Annotated in this window: 14 protein-coding genes; 1 reads left to right on the forward strand and 13 read right to left on the reverse strand. The window is 60.7% G+C overall.

Annotation, left to right across the window (positions count from 1 at the left end; genetic code table 11):
• Window positions 1-88: 88 nt before the first annotated feature.
• From hutG to hutC, 11 genes are all read right to left on the reverse strand, one after another.
• On the reverse strand, window positions 89-889 hold the full coding sequence (gene hutG / locus AC3WP4_RS14070; protein WP_074872819.1) for an N-formylglutamate deformylase: 801 nt from the start codon (window positions 887-889) through the stop codon (window positions 89-91).
• Window positions 890-899: 10 nt separating this feature from the next.
• Window positions 900-2,105, reverse strand: coding sequence for an imidazolonepropionase (gene hutI, locus AC3WP4_RS14075; protein ID WP_102614922.1), 1,206 nt, complete (start codon window positions 2,103-2,105; stop codon window positions 900-902).
• Between the two features lie 133 nt (window positions 2,106-2,238).
• The gene (gene hutH / locus AC3WP4_RS14080; protein ID WP_102614923.1) at window positions 2,239-3,771 is read right to left on the reverse strand and encodes a histidine ammonia-lyase; all 1,533 of its coding nucleotides are present in this window, start codon (window positions 3,769-3,771) and stop codon (window positions 2,239-2,241) included.
• 115 nt (window positions 3,772-3,886) lie between these two features.
• Window positions 3,887-5,410 (reverse strand): histidine ammonia-lyase, encoded by a 1,524-nt coding sequence (hutH, locus tag AC3WP4_RS14085; RefSeq protein ID WP_102614924.1) that lies wholly within the window; start codon window positions 5,408-5,410, stop codon window positions 3,887-3,889.
• Between the two features lie 158 nt (window positions 5,411-5,568).
• Window positions 5,569-6,399 carry a quaternary amine ABC transporter ATP-binding protein gene (locus AC3WP4_RS14090; protein ID WP_074872806.1) on the reverse strand — a complete coding sequence of 277 codons (831 nt, stop codon included), beginning with the start codon at window positions 6,397-6,399 and terminating at the stop codon, window positions 5,569-5,571.
• On the reverse strand, window positions 6,396-7,247 hold the full coding sequence (locus tag AC3WP4_RS14095) for an ABC transporter permease (protein WP_074872803.1): 852 nt from the start codon (window positions 7,245-7,247) through the stop codon (window positions 6,396-6,398). The genes AC3WP4_RS14090 and AC3WP4_RS14095 overlap by 4 nt, the downstream gene beginning before the upstream one ends.
• A gap of 70 nt (window positions 7,248-7,317) precedes the next feature.
• On the reverse strand, window positions 7,318-8,286 hold the full coding sequence (locus tag AC3WP4_RS14100) for an ABC transporter substrate-binding protein (RefSeq protein ID WP_076028965.1): 969 nt from the start codon (window positions 8,284-8,286) through the stop codon (window positions 7,318-7,320).
• 68 nt (window positions 8,287-8,354) lie between these two features.
• The gene (locus AC3WP4_RS14105; protein WP_102614925.1) at window positions 8,355-9,827 is read right to left on the reverse strand and encodes a purine-cytosine permease family protein; all 1,473 of its coding nucleotides are present in this window, start codon (window positions 9,825-9,827) and stop codon (window positions 8,355-8,357) included.
• Window positions 9,828-9,979: 152 nt separating this feature from the next.
• Entirely contained in the window at window positions 9,980-11,668 is a 1,689-nt protein-coding gene (gene hutU, locus AC3WP4_RS14110) for a urocanate hydratase (protein WP_008149472.1), read from the reverse strand.
• Between the two features lie 490 nt (window positions 11,669-12,158).
• Window positions 12,159-12,728 (reverse strand): HutD/Ves family protein, encoded by a 570-nt coding sequence (locus tag AC3WP4_RS14115; RefSeq protein ID WP_102614926.1) that lies wholly within the window; start codon window positions 12,726-12,728, stop codon window positions 12,159-12,161.
• Window positions 12,725-13,393, reverse strand: a complete 669-nt coding sequence (gene hutC, locus AC3WP4_RS14120; protein ID WP_232252242.1) for a histidine utilization transcriptional repressor HutC — start codon at window positions 13,391-13,393, stop codon at window positions 12,725-12,727. The genes AC3WP4_RS14115 and hutC overlap by 4 nt, the downstream gene beginning before the upstream one ends.
• A gap of 200 nt (window positions 13,394-13,593) precedes the next feature.
• On the opposite strand from hutC, the gene AC3WP4_RS14125 reads away from it, so the two are divergent.
• Window positions 13,594-14,958, forward strand: coding sequence for a formimidoylglutamate deiminase (locus AC3WP4_RS14125; protein WP_102614927.1), 1,365 nt, complete (start codon window positions 13,594-13,596; stop codon window positions 14,956-14,958).
• 130 nt (window positions 14,959-15,088) lie between these two features.
• On the opposite strand, the gene AC3WP4_RS14130 is transcribed toward AC3WP4_RS14125, so the two are convergent.
• Together AC3WP4_RS14130 and AC3WP4_RS14135 are read right to left on the reverse strand one after the other, a co-directional pair.
• Complete coding sequence (locus tag AC3WP4_RS14130) at window positions 15,089-15,658, reverse strand: lipocalin family protein (protein ID WP_074872782.1); 570 nt, start codon at window positions 15,656-15,658, stop codon at window positions 15,089-15,091.
• Between the two features lie 31 nt (window positions 15,659-15,689).
• Window positions 15,690-15,944: a hypothetical protein gene (locus AC3WP4_RS14135; RefSeq protein ID WP_074872779.1), complete on the reverse strand. Its 255-nt coding sequence runs from the start codon at window positions 15,942-15,944 to the stop codon at window positions 15,690-15,692.
• Between the last annotated feature and the right edge of the window lie 5 nt (window positions 15,945-15,949).

The following is a 15,949-nucleotide window of genomic DNA, read 5'->3' on the forward strand; positions in this document are numbered from 1 at the left end:
CAGCCCGTGACGCTCCGCGTCACTGGACGCGGAGCGTCCCTTGAGGCATTCCCACGCGGGAGCGTGGGAACGATCAGTCAGCGATCAGTCATCCGTAATGCTTTTCGCCCCAGGCCAGCAGCCCTTGCAGCAATTCCTTGAGCACCACCTGCGTCGGTGCCGCCAGGTCCGGGCGATAGCGGAACGGCTCGAACTCTTCCATGTACGTGCACTGGCCCAACTCCAGTTGCACCGCATGGATGTTCTCGGCCGGATTGCCGTAATGCCGGGTGATGTGGCCGCCCTTGAAGCGACCGTTCAGCACATGGCTGTAATCGCCGTGGCGTGCGCAGATGGCTTCCAGCTGAGAGGCCAACTGTGGATCGCAACTGGCGCCGTTGAAGGTGCCGAGGTTGAAGTCCGGCAGCTTGCCGTCGAACAGGTGCGGGATGATCGAGCGGATCGAGTGCGCATCGAACAGCAGCGCATAACCAAACTCGGCTTTCAGCCGCGCCAGCTCGTTCTGCAAGGTGCTGTGATACGGCGTCCAGATCTGCTCCAGATAAGTCGCGCGCTCTGCGGCTGATGGCTCATGCCCTTCGCGGAACAACGCAATGCCGTCGAACAGCGTCGCCGGGAACAGACCGGTGGTCGCGCCGGCATACAACGGCTTGTCGTCAGACGGTCGATTCAGGTCAATGACAAAACGCGAGTACTCGGCGGCCAAGGTGCTGGCGCCCAGCTCGGCAGCAAACTCGTAAAGCTGCGGAATATGCCAGTCAGTGTCCGGCAGGCTTTTCGCGTCGGGGATCAACCCGGCTTCGACCGTCGGGGTCAGGCGCAGGCCGGCGTGGGGCATGCTGATCAGCAGCGGTACACGACCTTGTTTGAAGTTCAGGACCTTATCCACAACTGTTCTCCTAAATGCTCACTTCAACGCCGTGACGCACGACGCGTTTTTCCAGGTCACCGCCCAGCCAGTACGACAGGTCGGCCGGACGATCGATTTGCCAAGCGACGAAATCCGCACACTTGCCGACTTCCAGCGAACCGTGGGTTTCAGCCATGCCCAGCGCGGTGGCGGCGTGAATCGTTGCCCCGGCCAAGGCTTCCTCCGGGGTCATGCGGAAACAGGTGCACGCCATGTTCAGCATCAAACGCAACGACAGTGCCGGCGAGGTGCCGGGGTTGAGGTCGCTGGCGATGGCGATTTTCACGCCGTGCTTGCGCAGCGCCTCCATCGGCGGCAATTGGGTTTCCCGCAGGAAGTAAAAGGCGCCGGGCAGCAACACCGCGACGGTGCCGGACTTGGCCATGGCGATGGCGTCGTCTTCGGTCATGAATTCCAGATGATCGGCCGACAGTGCGTGATAACGCGCCGCCAGACTCGAACCCTGCAACGACGACAACTGTTCGGCGTGCAGCTTCACCGGCAAACCGAGTTGCTGCGCGGTGATGAACACCCGCTCGACCTGCGCCGGCGAAAAGGCCAGGTATTCACAGAACGCGTCCACCGCATCCACCAACCCTTCGGCGGCCAGGGCCGGGAGCATCTCGGCGCAGATGTGATCGATGTAGTCGTCGGCACGGTCCGCGTATTCCGGCGGCAAGGCGTGAGCGGCCAGGCAGGTGCTGCGCACGCTGACCGGGAGCTCGGCGCCGAGACGGCGGATGACCCGCAGGATCTTGCGTTCGCTGGCCAGGTCCAGGCCGTAGCCGGATTTCATTTCGACGGTGGTCACGCCGTCGCGCATCAGGCTCTTCAGACGCTTGGCGGCGCTGGCGAACAGTTCATCTTCAGTGGCCGCACGAGTGGCGCGCACGGTGCTGGCGATGCCACCACCGGCCGCGGCGATTTCTGCATAGCTGACGCCTTGCAGACGCTGTTCGAATTCACCGCTGCGGTTACCGCCGAACACCGTGTGGGTGTGGCAGTCGATCAGGCCCGGCGTCACCCAGGCCCCTTTAAGATCATTGACTGCCGGGTACTCGCCCGCCGGCAGTTCGGCACGCGGGCCGATCCACTCAATGTGCGCTCCTGACGTCACGATGGCCGCATCCTCGATGATCGAGTAGACGCCTTGCGCCATGGTTGCGACGTGGCAGTGTTGCCAGAGAGTTTTCATCCCGAGTTCCTCGTCTTTGATCGTTCCCACGCTCCGCGTGGGAATGCCTCTAGGGACGCTCTGCGTCCAGTGACGCGGAGCGTCACGGGCTGCATTCCCACGCAGAGCGTGGGAACGATCGGTGGGTGGGGGGTTAGAGGCTAGGCAGCAACTTCGCCGATACCAGTTCATTCAGGCAACGCGTCGCCAACAACTCGGTCGCCGCATTGATGTCCGGTGCGAAGAAGCGGTCTTTCTCATAGAAAGGCACTTCGGCACGCAGTATCCCGCGGGCTTTTTCGAGTTTTGGCGAGGTCTTCAGACCTTCACGCAGATCCAGGCCCTGGCAGGCCGCCAACCATTCCACCGCGAGAACGCCGCGAGTGTTTTCAGCCATTTCCCACAGGCGCTTGCCGGCAGCCGGCGCCATAGAAACGTGGTCTTCCTGGTTCGCGGAAGTCGGCAGGCTGTCCACCGAATGCGGATGGGACAGTGCCTTGTTCTCACTGGCCAGTGCCGCAGCAGTCACCTGGGCAATCATGAAGCCGGAGTTCACACCGCCATTGGCCACCAGGAACGGCGGCAGTTGCGACATGTGCTTGTCCATCATCAGCGAGATACGACGTTCGCTCAGGGAACCGATTTCGGCGATAGCCAAGGCCATGTTGTCAGCAGCCATGGCGACCGGTTCGGCGTGGAAGTTACCGCCGGAAATCACGTCGCCTTCAGCGGCGAAGACCAGCGGGTTGTCCGAAACGGCGTTGGCTTCGATGGCGAGCACTTCGGCGGCCTGACGGAACTGGGTCAGGCAGGCGCCCATGACTTGCGGCTGGCAGCGCAGGGAGTACGGGTCCTGGACCTTTTCGCAGTTCTGGTGCGAGTCGGACACTTCGCTGCGCTCGCCCAGCAGATCGCGGTAAGCGGCAGCGGCGTCGATCTGGCCTTTCTGGCCACGAGCAGCGTGGATGCGGGCGTCGAACGGCGAGCGCGAGCCCAGCACGGCTTCAACGGTCAGTGCGCCCAGCGCCACAGCACCAGCGAACAAGTCTTCTCCTTCGAACAGACCACGCAACGCATAAGCGGTGGACACCTGAGTACCGTTGAGCAGCGCCAGACCTTCTTTTGCGGCCAGGGTCAGCGGGGTCAAACCGGCCACTTTCAGTGCTTCGGTGGCTTCCATCCACTCGCCTTTGTAGCGAGCCTTGCCTTCGCCCAGCAGCACCAGCGACATGTGGGCCAACGGCGCCAGGTCACCGGAGGCACCGACCGAACCTTTCAATGGAATGTGCGGGTAAACCTCGGCGTTGATCAGGGCGATCAACGCGTCGATCACGACGCGACGAATGCCGGAGAAACCACGGCTCAGGCTGTTGACCTTGAGCACCATGACCAAGCGAACCAGCGCGTCGCTGATCGGCTCGCCGACACCGGCGGCGTGGGACAGCACCAGCGAGCGCTGCAGGTTTTCCAGGTCTTCGCTGGCGATGCGGGTCGAAGCCAGCAGGCCGAAACCGGTGTTGATGCCGTAAGCGGTGCGGTTCTCGGCGAGGATCTGTTCCACGCAGGCAACGCTGGCTTCGATCTGCGCCGAGGCACTGTTGTCGAGGGTGATTTTGACCGGTTGCTGATAGATATCACGCAGTTGGGCAAGGCTCAGTTGGCCGGGAATCAAATTAAGCGCAGTCACATCATTCTCCTTTTGAGAGTCTTTTATTAACTCACCAGACGCTCCGGAAATGTCCGTTGTCCGTCGCGTCTCGCCTTTTGGGGAGCCGCGCCTTGGCACGCTGGTGTGGTGGGAATCAGTTCAGGTTCGGTAATACCTTGCTCAGCAAAATCGGGTCTTTCAAAACGGCGGCGGCACTGGCGATGTCCGGTGCCAGCCAGCGGTCCTGATCGTAGGCCGGGACCCGCTCGCGCAGCACACGCCAGGCGGCACCAGTGCCGACGCCAAAGCGTTGCTCTTTCAAGAACTCAAACGCCTGAGCCGCCAACAGGTACTCGATGGCGAGGATCTGCGTGCAGTTTTCCAACGCGCGGTGCAGCTTCAGCGCGGCGTTGGTGCCCAGGCTCAGATGGTCTTCCTGCAAACCCGAGGTGACGTAGTTGTCGAGCACCGCCGGTTGCGCCAATTGGCGGTTTTCCGCACACAGCGAAGCGGCGACGTACTGGACGATCATCATTCCGGAGTTCACTCCCGGATTCGCCACCAAAAAGGCTGGCAGACCGCTGACATGCGGATTGATCAAGCGGTCCAGGCGACGTTCGGCGATGGACCCGATTTCGGCCATGGCGATTGCCAACAAGTCAGCGGCCAACGCGACCGATTGACCGTGCGGGTTGGCTTGGGACATCACCCGGAAGTCGTCCGGCGTGCCCAGCAACATCGGGTTGTCGGTGACCGAGTTGAGTTCGGTTTCGATCTGCTTTCTGGCGTGCTCAAGCTGATCGCGAGCGGCACCGTGAACTTGCGGAATCGAACGGATGCTCAGCGCATCCTGGGTACGAATGCCTTTGCTGCTGGCAATCACTTCACTGCCATCGAGCAACGCACGCAGGTTGATGCCGACTTGCTGCATGCCCGGGTGAGGCTTGAGCGCGATGATCTCGGCATCGAACGCGGCAATCTGGCCGCGCTGGGCTTCAAAGCTCATGGCACCGATCACGTCGGCCCATTGCAGCAGACGCATCGCGTCGGCCAGCGCCAGGCAGCTGAGGCCGGTCATGCACGGCGTGCCATTGACCAGGCACAGGCCATCTTTGGCGCCCAGTTGAACCGGTTGCAGACCTTCTTCGGCCAGGGCCTGCTGCGCGGAAACGATCTGACCGCGATAGCTGACATTGCCGACACCCAGCAGCGCGATGCTGATGTGGGCCATGTGGGTCAGGTAACCCACCGAACCCTGGGACGGCACTTGCGGGGTGATGCCGCGATTGAGCAGCGCCAACAGGGCTTCGACCACCCGGCGATGAATGCCGGATTTGCCGTGGCTGTAGTTGCGAATGGCGGCACAGATGATTGCGCGGGTCTGTTCGTCGGCCAAGGGTGCGCCGACGCCACAGGCGTGACTGAGCAGGGTGTTGCGCGACAATTGGCTGAGTTGTTCGTCTTTGAGCGAGACGTTGCACAGCGCGCCGAGGCCGGTGTTGACGCCATAGGCGCGCTCACCGCTGACGACGATGCGCTGGACGATGGCCTGGGCGTTTTCGATCCGCGCCCAGACCCGGGGTGACAGCTCAAGCTGTGCGCCATGGCGAGCGACGGCAACCACATCCTGCCAACGCAACGGGGCGTCGGCGATAACGATTTTTTCAGCCTGGGACATCTTCAACCTCTTGAACTTGATCGTTCCCATGCTCTGCGTGGGAATGCCGCCTGGGACGCTCCGCGTCCCGTTGTCAGCGCAAGGCTCAAGCCCTGCGCATGTGTGACGCGGAGCGTCACGGGATGCATTCCCACGCAGAGCGTGGGAACGATCGGCCTTTAAACCACCGCAGCCCGCCGCTGTACGAACCGGTCCACATACTCATCCGCCGGCGAATGCAGGATCTCTCTTGGCGTGCCCACCTGGATCAGGCGGCCATCCTTGAGAATCGCAATGCGGTTGCCGATGCGCACAGCCTCGTCGAGGTCGTGGGTGATGAAGACGATGGTCTTGTGCAGGGTCTTTTGCAGCTCCAGCAACTGGTCCTGCATTTCCGCGCGAATCAGCGGGTCGAGGGCACTGAAAGCTTCGTCCATCAGGATGATGTCGGTGTCCGCCGCCAAGGCGCGAGCCAGGCCCACACGCTGGCGCATACCACCGGAAAGTTGATGCGGGTATTTGTTTTCGTAGCCCTTGAGGCCCACGGTGTTGATCCAGTGCAACGCGCGCTCGGCGCACATCTGCTTGCTCTCGCCACGCACTTTCAGGCCGTAGGCGACGTTATCCAGCACGGTCTTGTGCGGCAGCAGGCCGAAGCTCTGGAACACCATGCTGATCTTGTGCCGGCGAAATTCGCGCAGGGCTTCCATGTCGTATTGCAGGATGTCCACGCCGTCCACCAGGATCGCGCCGCTGGTCGGGTCGATCAGGCGATTGAAGTGGCGCACCAGGGTCGACTTGCCGGAACCCGACAGGCCCATGATCACGAAGATCTCGCCGGTGCCGATGCTCAGGGACAAATCGTTCACGCCGACCACGCAGCCGGTTTCGGCCAGGACCTGGTCTTTGGTCTTGCCCTGGCCAATCATGGCCAGCGCATCCTTGGAACGGTTGCCGAAAATCTTGAAGACGTTTTTGACTTCGATCTTGCTGATGGCTGCGTTGTTCATTTGCTCACCTCATGCCGTGGCCGACCATACGCCTGAGTAATGCGGTCGATGACCACTGCCAGAATCACGATCGCCAGACCGGCCTCAAGACCACGTCCGACGTTGAGGGTCTGAATCCCCACCAACACGTCTTCGCCCAAGCCACGGGCACCGATCATCGAGGCAATCACGACCATCGACAGGGCCATCATGGTGGTCTGGTTGATCCCGGCCATGATGCTCGGCAGGGCCAGCGGCAGTTGCACGCCAAACAGTTGCTGCCAGCGGTTGGCACCGAAGGCGTTGATCGCTTCCATCACTTCGCCGTCGACCTGGCGAATACCCAGATCGGTCAGGCGGATCAGCGGCGGCGCGGCGTAGATCACCGTGGCGAAAATCGCCGGGACCTTGCCCAGGCCGAACAACATCAGCACCGGGATCAGGTACACGAAACTCGGCATGGTCTGCATGATGTCCAGCAGCGGCATCAGCACCGAACGCAGGCGATTGCTGCGCGCCGAGAGAATGCCCAGCGGAATGCCGATCAATACCGAAATGACCGTCGCTACCATCATCAGCGCCAGGGTTTGCATCAGCTTGTCCCAGAGGCCGACCGCGCCCACCAGGAACAATAAGCCAACGATCACGGCGGTGGTCACGACTTTGCGGGTCGCGTGCCAGGCAACGCCCGCCACGATCGCCAGCATCAGCCACCAAGGCGCCGCACGCAGCAGCCCTTCAAGATTGACGATGGCCCACAACAGGGTGTCGGAGATGCTGCGGAACACATCGCCGTAGTTGGTGACCAGCGAATCGACCCAACTGTTGACCCAGTCGGCGATGGAAAAGGTAAAGCTTTCGGGAAACATAAGAGACTCTCAATCAAGGGGTTGCGATCAAGCATCCGACTGCCGCTGCCGACAGTCGGAGACACTCGACCTACAAGGCCGCGTCGATCTTTTTGGCTGCGTCTTCGCTCACCCATGCGTGCCAGACTTCAGGATGTTCCTTGAGGAAGATTTTCGCCAGTTTTGGTGACTCGATCCGCTCTTTAGCCATGCGCCCGAGGTTCTGGTTCAGCAGGTCGATTGGCAGGTTGACCTTTTCCAGCACAGCCACCAGTTCCGGGGCTTGCTCGTGGAAGGTCTTGGACAGGCCGACCTTGATGGTCACGCTCTTGTCCACGCCTGGTTTCTCTTCGAGTTTGACCAGATCAACCTGGCCCATCAGCGGGGTTGGCGACCAGTAGTAGAACAGGATCGGCTCGCCACGCTTGTAGCTCGACAGCACCGCGGCATCCAGTGCCGGACCGGTGCCCGGGCGGAAGTTGGTGTAGGTGCTTTCCAGGCCATAGCTTTTGAGCATTTCGCTGTTGTCCAGTTCACAGGTCCAGCCGGCCGGGCAGTTGTAGAAACGGCCCTTGGATGGCTCTTCCTGATCCTTGAACACGGCAGCGTATTTGCCCAGATCGGCGATCGCTTTCAGGTCCGGGGCTTTAGGCTCCAGCTTGCGCTTGGCGTCGCCTTCGATCACGTAACGCGGCACGTACCAGCCTTCGATCGCGCCAACGACCGGAGCGCCGACACCGACGACCTTGCCGGCCTTCTCGGCCTTGTTCCAGACTTCACTGCGGCCGACCCACTCCTCGGCAAACACTTGAATATCGTTGCTGCTCAGGGCGTTTTCCATGGTGATGGAGTTGCCTGGGAGACTGTCGACCTTGCAGTCGTAACCTTTCTCCAGCACGACTTGCATCACGTCGGTCAGCAGCATGCCGCTTTCCCAGTTCAGGCCGGCGAATTTCACCGGTTTGCCCGACTCGCACCAGCCCGCCGCCTGAGTGGCTCCGGCGCTGGCCAGCAGGCCCATGGAAAGTAATGTGGTCAGCAGGGTCTTGTTCGATTTCATTGTGTGACGCTCCTAATCATGAGTTGGCTTACGGCAGTCAAGAGGCATCCAGCCCTGTCCACGTCCAATCAGGCCCGCGCCGCAGCGCGACTGGCCCCGCTTGTTATAGGTGCTGCATCGCTGTCCTGCTCGACTGGCAGGATCAGGTGATCGGGTACCGCGCTGTGCCATTTTTTCGCGCAGACGTAATACAGGCCGGCGGGAAGCACCAGACCGATGATCCAGGAAATATCCACACCACCCAGAACGTCCACCAGCGGACCGGTATAGAACTTGGTAGAGATGAACGGCAGTTGCACCAGCACACCGAAGACATAGACGCTGATACCGAGGGGGTTCCAACGGCCGTAGCGACCGTTCGGATCGGCCAGGGCCGGCACGTCATAGCGCTCGCGAGTGATGCAGTAGTAGTCCACCAGGTTGATCGCGCTCCATGGCGTGAAAAAGGCCAGCAAGAACAGGATGAAGGACTTGAACGCACCGAGGAACGAGTGCTGACCGAGCAACGCGATCAGGGTCGCCGTGCCGACGATGACCAGCACGAAGACCAGACGCTGCAAGCGCGTTACTTTCAGATCACCACGGAAACCGCTGATGACCGTCGCAATGCACATGAAGCTGCCGTAGGAGTTCAGCGTGGAGATGGTGACCTTGCCGAACGCGATGCTGAAATACAGCAGCGCAGCGGTGGCACCACTACCGCTCAAACCAACGATGTAGGCCACTTCGTGACCGGCGAATTGCCCGTTGGCCATGGCCGCGGCAAACACGCCGAGGATCATCGCCACCTGTGCACCGATAACCGAACCCGCGCCAGCGGCGAAAAAGGTTTTCACCGAAGACGTGCTGCTCGGCAGGTAGCGTGAATAGTCCGCTACGTAAGGACCGAAGGCGATCTGCCAGGACGCCGCGAGCGACACCGCGAGCAGGAAGCTGGTCCAGCTGAAATGGCGGATTTGCAGGAGTGCGCCAACGTCCGTCTGGCTCATCAGACGACTGAACAGGTAAACGAAGGCAATCACACCAATGACGCTGGCGACTCGGCCGATGAAATGGATCACCCGATAACCAAGCACCGTGACCAGCACGATGACACTGGCGAAGATGAGGATCCCGACGCTGTCGCTGACGCCAAACAACTGGCCCAGCGCCTGGCCGGAAAGCACGGTGCCCGTTGCGGTGAAACCCAGGTACATCAGACACACCAGCACGATCGGGATGGCCGCGCCATACACGCCGAATTGCACCCGGCTGGAGATCATCTGCGGCAGGCCAAGCTTGGGCCCTTGTGCCGCATGCAGCGCCATTACGCCACCGCCGAGCACTTGACCGATCAACAAACCGATCAACGACCAGAACACATCACCGCCCAGCACCACGGCCAGGGCCCCGGTGACAATCGCGGTGATTTGCAGGTTGGCCCCCATCCACAGGGTGAACTGGCTCAACAGACGACCGTGTCTCTCCGCTTCCGGGATGTAGTCGATCGAACGTTTCTCGATCAACGGTTTACTGCCTGCACGATCGCTGTTAACAGCCATGATTCAACCTCTGTGGATTGTTTTAATTGTTCTATCCGGTTTACCTGGACCCTGTGGGAGCGGGCTTGCCCGCGATGACGTCGGCACCTTCAACATCAATTCCAGCATTGCCGCCGCTATCGCTGGCAAGCCAGCTCCCACAGGGATTTGCGTTATTTGCCGGTAATCATCGGCAGGTTCAGACCCTGCTCCTTGGCACAGTCGATTGCGATCTGGTAACCCGCATCGGCGTGACGCATGACACCGGTAGCCGGGTCGTTGTGCAGCACGCGAGCGATACGCTCGGCCGCTTCGTCAGTACCGTCGCAGACAATCACCATGCCCGAGTGCTGGGAGAAGCCCATGCCGACGCCGCCGCCGTGGTGCAGGGAAACCCAGGTCGCGCCGCTCGCGGTGTTGAGCAGAGCGTTGAGCAGTGGCCAGTCGGACACGGCGTCAGAACCGTCCTGCATCGATTCGGTTTCGCGGTTAGGGCTGGCAACAGAGCCGGAGTCCAGGTGATCGCGACCGATCACGATTGGCGCGGACAATTCACCGCTGCGCACCATTTCGTTGAATGCCAGACCGAGCTTGGCGCGCAGGCCCAGGCCAACCCAGCAGATACGTGCCGGCAGACCCTGGAAGCTGATGCGCTCGCGGGCCATGTCCAGCCAGTTGTGCAGGTGAGCGTCGTCCGGGATCAGCTCTTTGACCTTGGCGTCGGTTTTGTAGATGTCTTCGGCGTTGCCCGACAGCGCAGCCCAGCGGAACGGACCGATGCCGCGGCAGAACAGTGGACGGATGTAAGCCGGTACGAAACCCGGGAAGTCGAATGCGTTCTCGACGCCTTCTTCCTGGGCCATCTGACGGATGTTGTTGCCGTAGTCGAAGGTCGGAATACCCATTTTCTGGAATTCGAGCATCGCTTTAACGTGCACGGCCATGGACTGCTTGGCGGCTTTGACCACGGCAGCCGGCTCGGTCTTGGCGCGAGCGCGGTACTCTTCCCAGGTCCAGCCGGCGGGCAGGTAACCGTTGAGCGGGTCGTGGGCGCTGGTCTGGTCGGTGACCATGTCCGGGCGCACGCCACGCTTGACCAGTTCCGGCAGGATTTCCGCCGCGTTGCCCAGCAGGGCGATGGAAATCGCTTTGCCTTCCTTGGTGTATTTGGCGATGCGGGCCAGCGCGTCGTCGAGGTCGGTGGCTTGCTCATCGACATAGCGGCTGTTCAGGCGGAAATCGATGCTGACCTGCTGGCATTCGATGTTCAGCGAGCAAGCGCCGGCCAGGGTCGCGGCCAATGGCTGAGCGCCGCCCATGCCGCCGAGGCCTGCGGTCAGGACCCAACGACCTTTGAGGTCATCGTTGTAGTGTTGGCGACCGGCTTCGACGAAGGTTTCGTAAGTGCCCTGGACGATGCCCTGGCTGCCGATGTAGATCCAGCTGCCGGCAGTCATCTGGCCGTACATGGCCAGGCCTTTGGCGTCGAGTTCGTTGAAATGTTCCCAGCTCGCCCAGTGTGGCACCAGGTTGGAGTTGGCGATCAGTACGCGCGGGGCGTTGCTGTGGGTCTTGAACACGCCGACCGGCTTGCCGGATTGCACCAGCAGGGTCTCGTCGTCGTTCAGGTTGGTCAGGCTTTCGACGATCTTGTCGTAGCATTCCCAGTTACGCGCCGCACGACCGATGCCGCCGTAAACCACCAGTTCTTTAGGGTTCTCGGCGACTTCCGGGTCGAGGTTGTTCATCAGCATGCGCAGCGGCGCTTCAGTCAGCCAGCTTTTGGCGGTCAGCTTGTTACCGCGTGCGGCACGGATTTCAACGTCACGATACTTCGTAGGTTTCTGGGTATTGTCAGTCACGAAAAAGACTCCTCAGCGATCAATCCAAACCAACCCTGGCGGTGGGTAAGCCAGCCTGTGCGCGTCAACGCGACACAAGCGAATCAGTGGACGTTGCGAGGAGCCTCGATCGACTCATACGCATACGTCTTTACTTGTACATACAAGCATATGCAATCAAGCGGCCAACTTGCTGGATGAGTGTTCAAGAAAAGTTTTTGGAACGCTGGAAGGCCCTTGGATCAAGGGTTTAGACAAAGATGAAATTTTTCGCGGGGGATTTTTCGGAGGAGAGGCAGCTGTTACTTGAGCGCGGTTTTGCGCCACGCTGGGGCGTTCGGTAACAAAGTGGTGCGCGATGGGAAACAGGATGTGGATTGCTTTTGTGGCGAGGGGGTTTACCCCCGTTCGGCTGCGCAGCAGTCGCAAAATTGGATGTGAAAATCGGGGGCGGCTTCGCCATCCAACGGGGGCAAGCCCCCTCGCCACAGAGATTTTGTAAACAATTGGATCAGCGTGCGGTCAGTTCGATCACGCAGCACAGGCCATTACCGGAGACTTCCAGCAGTCCGACATTACCGACGAGTTGCAGGCAATCATGGCGACCCAACTGCGAGGCACTGTTACCGACCTTCACTTCAAGCTCATCGGTGATACTGAACACAAGCACGGTGCCGGCCGAACTGAAAAACCGCTGCTCGCCGTCCAGCCACTGCAACCGTGCGCTATAACGCTGCGGTGCATAAATCAGGTTGAAGTCGCGGATCGGCCCACCAAGCAATGTGCAGGAAACCTGGCTCTCGCCGCTGAAAGCAAACGGGTCCAGCGGTAACAATGGCCGAGTGTCCTGACCATCAATCCGCAAGGTCATGCCGTCGCCTTGCAATACGGTGATCACTCGCTCATAGCCGGCGAATGTCGAGAAGCCGCCCGACTCGCCGATGTCGGCAATCGACAGGCGCCAGCCGAAACCCTCAAGGCCGGCACCTCCATCACGGGTGATTTCTTCAGTGCTGCCGCCGCCGTTTTTCCACGGCATGCGCGGGTAATCTTTTGCGCGTAGAACCTTTACTTGATTCATTTATGAAACCGACCTTCCAGACGATGACGGGAACCAGGGTGGATCAAACGGGCGGCGGTCACTGGCTGACGGCCGGACCAGGTGCGGCGACGAATCAGCAGGCACGGCTCGCCCTTTTCAATCTGCAGCAACTTGCATTCGGACGGCTCGGCGAGAATCGCTTCGACCACATGCTCGCCTTCGGTCAGCGGCGCGACCTGGTTCAGATAGGCGTAAGGCGTTTGCAGGGTGAAGTCTTGCTTGAGGTACTCCGGCGCCACCAGTGCGTTGACGAAACGGTCTTCGATTTGCACCGGGATATCGTTTTCGAAATGCACGATCAGCGAGTGAAAGACTTTCTGCCCTTCACGCATGTCCAGGGCCAGTGCGCGCTCGGAACCGGCGGCCTCTTCCTCGAGGGTGATGACCTTGCAGGTGTGGCGATGGCCACGGGAGGCGATTTCGTCGGCGATGTTGTGGACTTCAAACAGGGCGGACTGGCTTTTCGGTTCGGCGACGAACGTGCCGACACCCTGCATGCGCACCAGCAGACCATCGGCGGTCATCTCGCGCAGGGCGCGGTTGATGGTCATACGGCTGAAACCCAGCTGGCTGACCAGCTCGCTTTCCGACGGAACGCGGTAGTGCGGCGGCCAGTTTCCACTGTCGATCTGCTGGGTGATCATCTGTTTGACGCGGGCGTACAAGGGCGCCGGACTGTCGCCCAGATTGGCGCTCAGATTGGCATTCGGCGGCAATGTGGCAGAGGGAGTCGGCACGGTTAATCCTTGTTCGTTTAGTAAAGGTTGCTAGCTTGCCGGAGTTTACCGAGCAGGCAAACGTCTGTATATGTATATACAAATAACACACGATGGGGTGCTGAACCATGTCCGCCTTCTTTGCCGAACGCGCGCTGCTGCCTAGTGGATGGGCCAACAATGTACGTCTTGAGGTCAGCGCCGATGGCGTGTTGACCCATATCCAGGCCGATTCCAACGCAGATGGCGCCGAACGGCTTAGCGGTCCGCTGCTGCCGGGTATGCCGAATCTACACTCCCACGCCTTCCAGCGCGCCATGGCCGGGCTGGCGGAAGTGGCGGGTAATCCGAATGACAGTTTCTGGACCTGGCGCGACTTGATGTATCGCCTCGTCGGAAAAATCAGCCCGGATCAACTCGGCGTCATCGCCCGTCAGCTGTACATCGAAATGCTCAAGGCCGGTTACACCTCGGTCGCGGAATTTCATTACGTACACCACGACACCAACGGCCAGCCATACGCGGACCCGGCCGAACTGGCGCTGCGCATCAGCCATGCCGCCAGCTCCGCCGGGATCGGGCTTACTCTGCTGCCGGTGCTCTACAGCCATTCCGGTTTCGGCGGGCAGGCCCCGAACGAAGGCCAGCGCCGCTTTATCAACAGCACCGAAAACTACCTCAAGCTTCAGTCGCGCTTGCAGCCGATCCTGGCGCAGCAACCGGCGCAGTCGCTGGGATTGTGTTTCCACTCGTTGCGCGCGGTAACACCGCAGCAGATCAGCGAAGTATTGGCGGCCAGCGACAAGCAGTGCCCGGTACACATTCACATTGCCGAACAGCAGAAGGAGGTCGATGACTGCTTGAGCTGGAGCGGCCGCCGTCCGCTGCAATGGCTGCACGAAAACACTGAAGTCGATCAGCGCTGGTGTCTGGTTCACGCCACCCACGCCAACCCGGAAGAAGTCACGCTGATGGCCAAGAGTCGCGCCATCGCCGGCTTGTGCCTGACGACCGAAGCCAACCTCGGCGACGGGATTTTCCCGGCGGTGGATTTCCTCGCTCAGGGCGGGCGCATGGGCATCGGTTCCGACAGCCATGTGTCATTGAGCGTGGTGGAAGAATTGCGTTGGCTGGAATACGGCCAGCGTCTGCGCGACCAACGACGTAACCGTTTGTATGGCGCGGATCAGCCGATGGTTGGCCGCACGCTGTACGACGCGGCGCTGGATGGCGGCGCTCAGGCGCTGGGTCAGCCGATTGGTGCGCTCGAAGTTGGCAAACGTGCGGATTGGCTGGTGCTGGACGGCAACGATCCGTACCTGGCGACGGCCAGCGGCGACGGGATTCTCAATCGTTGGTTGTTCGCCGGTGGCGATCGCCAGGTGCGGGATGTGCTGGTCAATGGCCAGTGGGTTGTGCGCGATGGGCGGCATGCTGGCGAAGAAGAAAGTAACCGCGCCTTCACCCAAGTCCTGCGCGATTTGTTGGGTTAACCCCCCCGCCGATCGTTCCCACGCTCTGCGTGGGAATGCAGCCCGGGACGCTCCGCGTCCCAACAGCAGACGCAGAGCGTCCATTGAGGCATTCCCACGCGGAGCGTGGGAACGATCAGTAGCGCAGTGATCAGTTCGACGTCTTGGCCATCTGCGTATCTGTCGCGCGCCAGATCAGCCGTGTGGTGTCGTAACCTTGCTGACGCGCCTTGCTCAGCAGTTCCTCACGCACCACGCCATTGACCGTCGGGGTCCGTGACAGCAGCCACAGATACTTGCGGCTCGGGTCGCCAACAATGGCGGTCTTGTAGTCATCGCTGACGTACAACACCCAGTACTCGCCCTTCGCCACACCCGGAATCAGCCGCGAAAACCAGGTATCGAACTCGACCCACAGCTTGTCGGTCTTGCCCGGTTCCTGTGGCCAGGCCACGCCTTTGGCCTCTTCCCATTGCCAGTCCGCTGTCAGGCAGCGATTGAGCACCAATACCTTGCCGTCGGGCTTGAGCGTGTAATGGGCTTCGGATTGCGCGCAGTTGCGCTGGAAATACATCGGCAGACGAGCCAACTCGTACCAGGTCCCTTGGTACTTCTTGAGATTGACGCTATTGGCAGTTTTCGGTGCCAATGGATCTACGCCAGAGGTGGCGCAGCCGGCCAAAAACAAGCCGGCTAAAAGGACTATCAGTAACCGCTTCATTGTTTTTCTCCCGTGGGCGTATAACCCCGGTTTACTTCAGGCCTTGGCCGGAAAACATCAGCACTTTGTCACCGGCGTACTGCACGCTGATAAAGCTGTTCTTGTCACCCCAGGTGCAACTGGACATGCCGAGCGCGCCGGAGCAATCGGCGGGTTTGCCCAGCAAGTTTTCTACTTCGGCCTTGGGCATGCCTGACGACAGCTTCGAGTAGTTTTCCTGATTAACCTTGCTGCAAGCGGCCAACAACACGCAGAACGAAAGCAGGGCAATAGAGCGCAGCGACATGGTGT

The organism is Pseudomonas sp. FW305-20, from assembly GCF_058788075.1.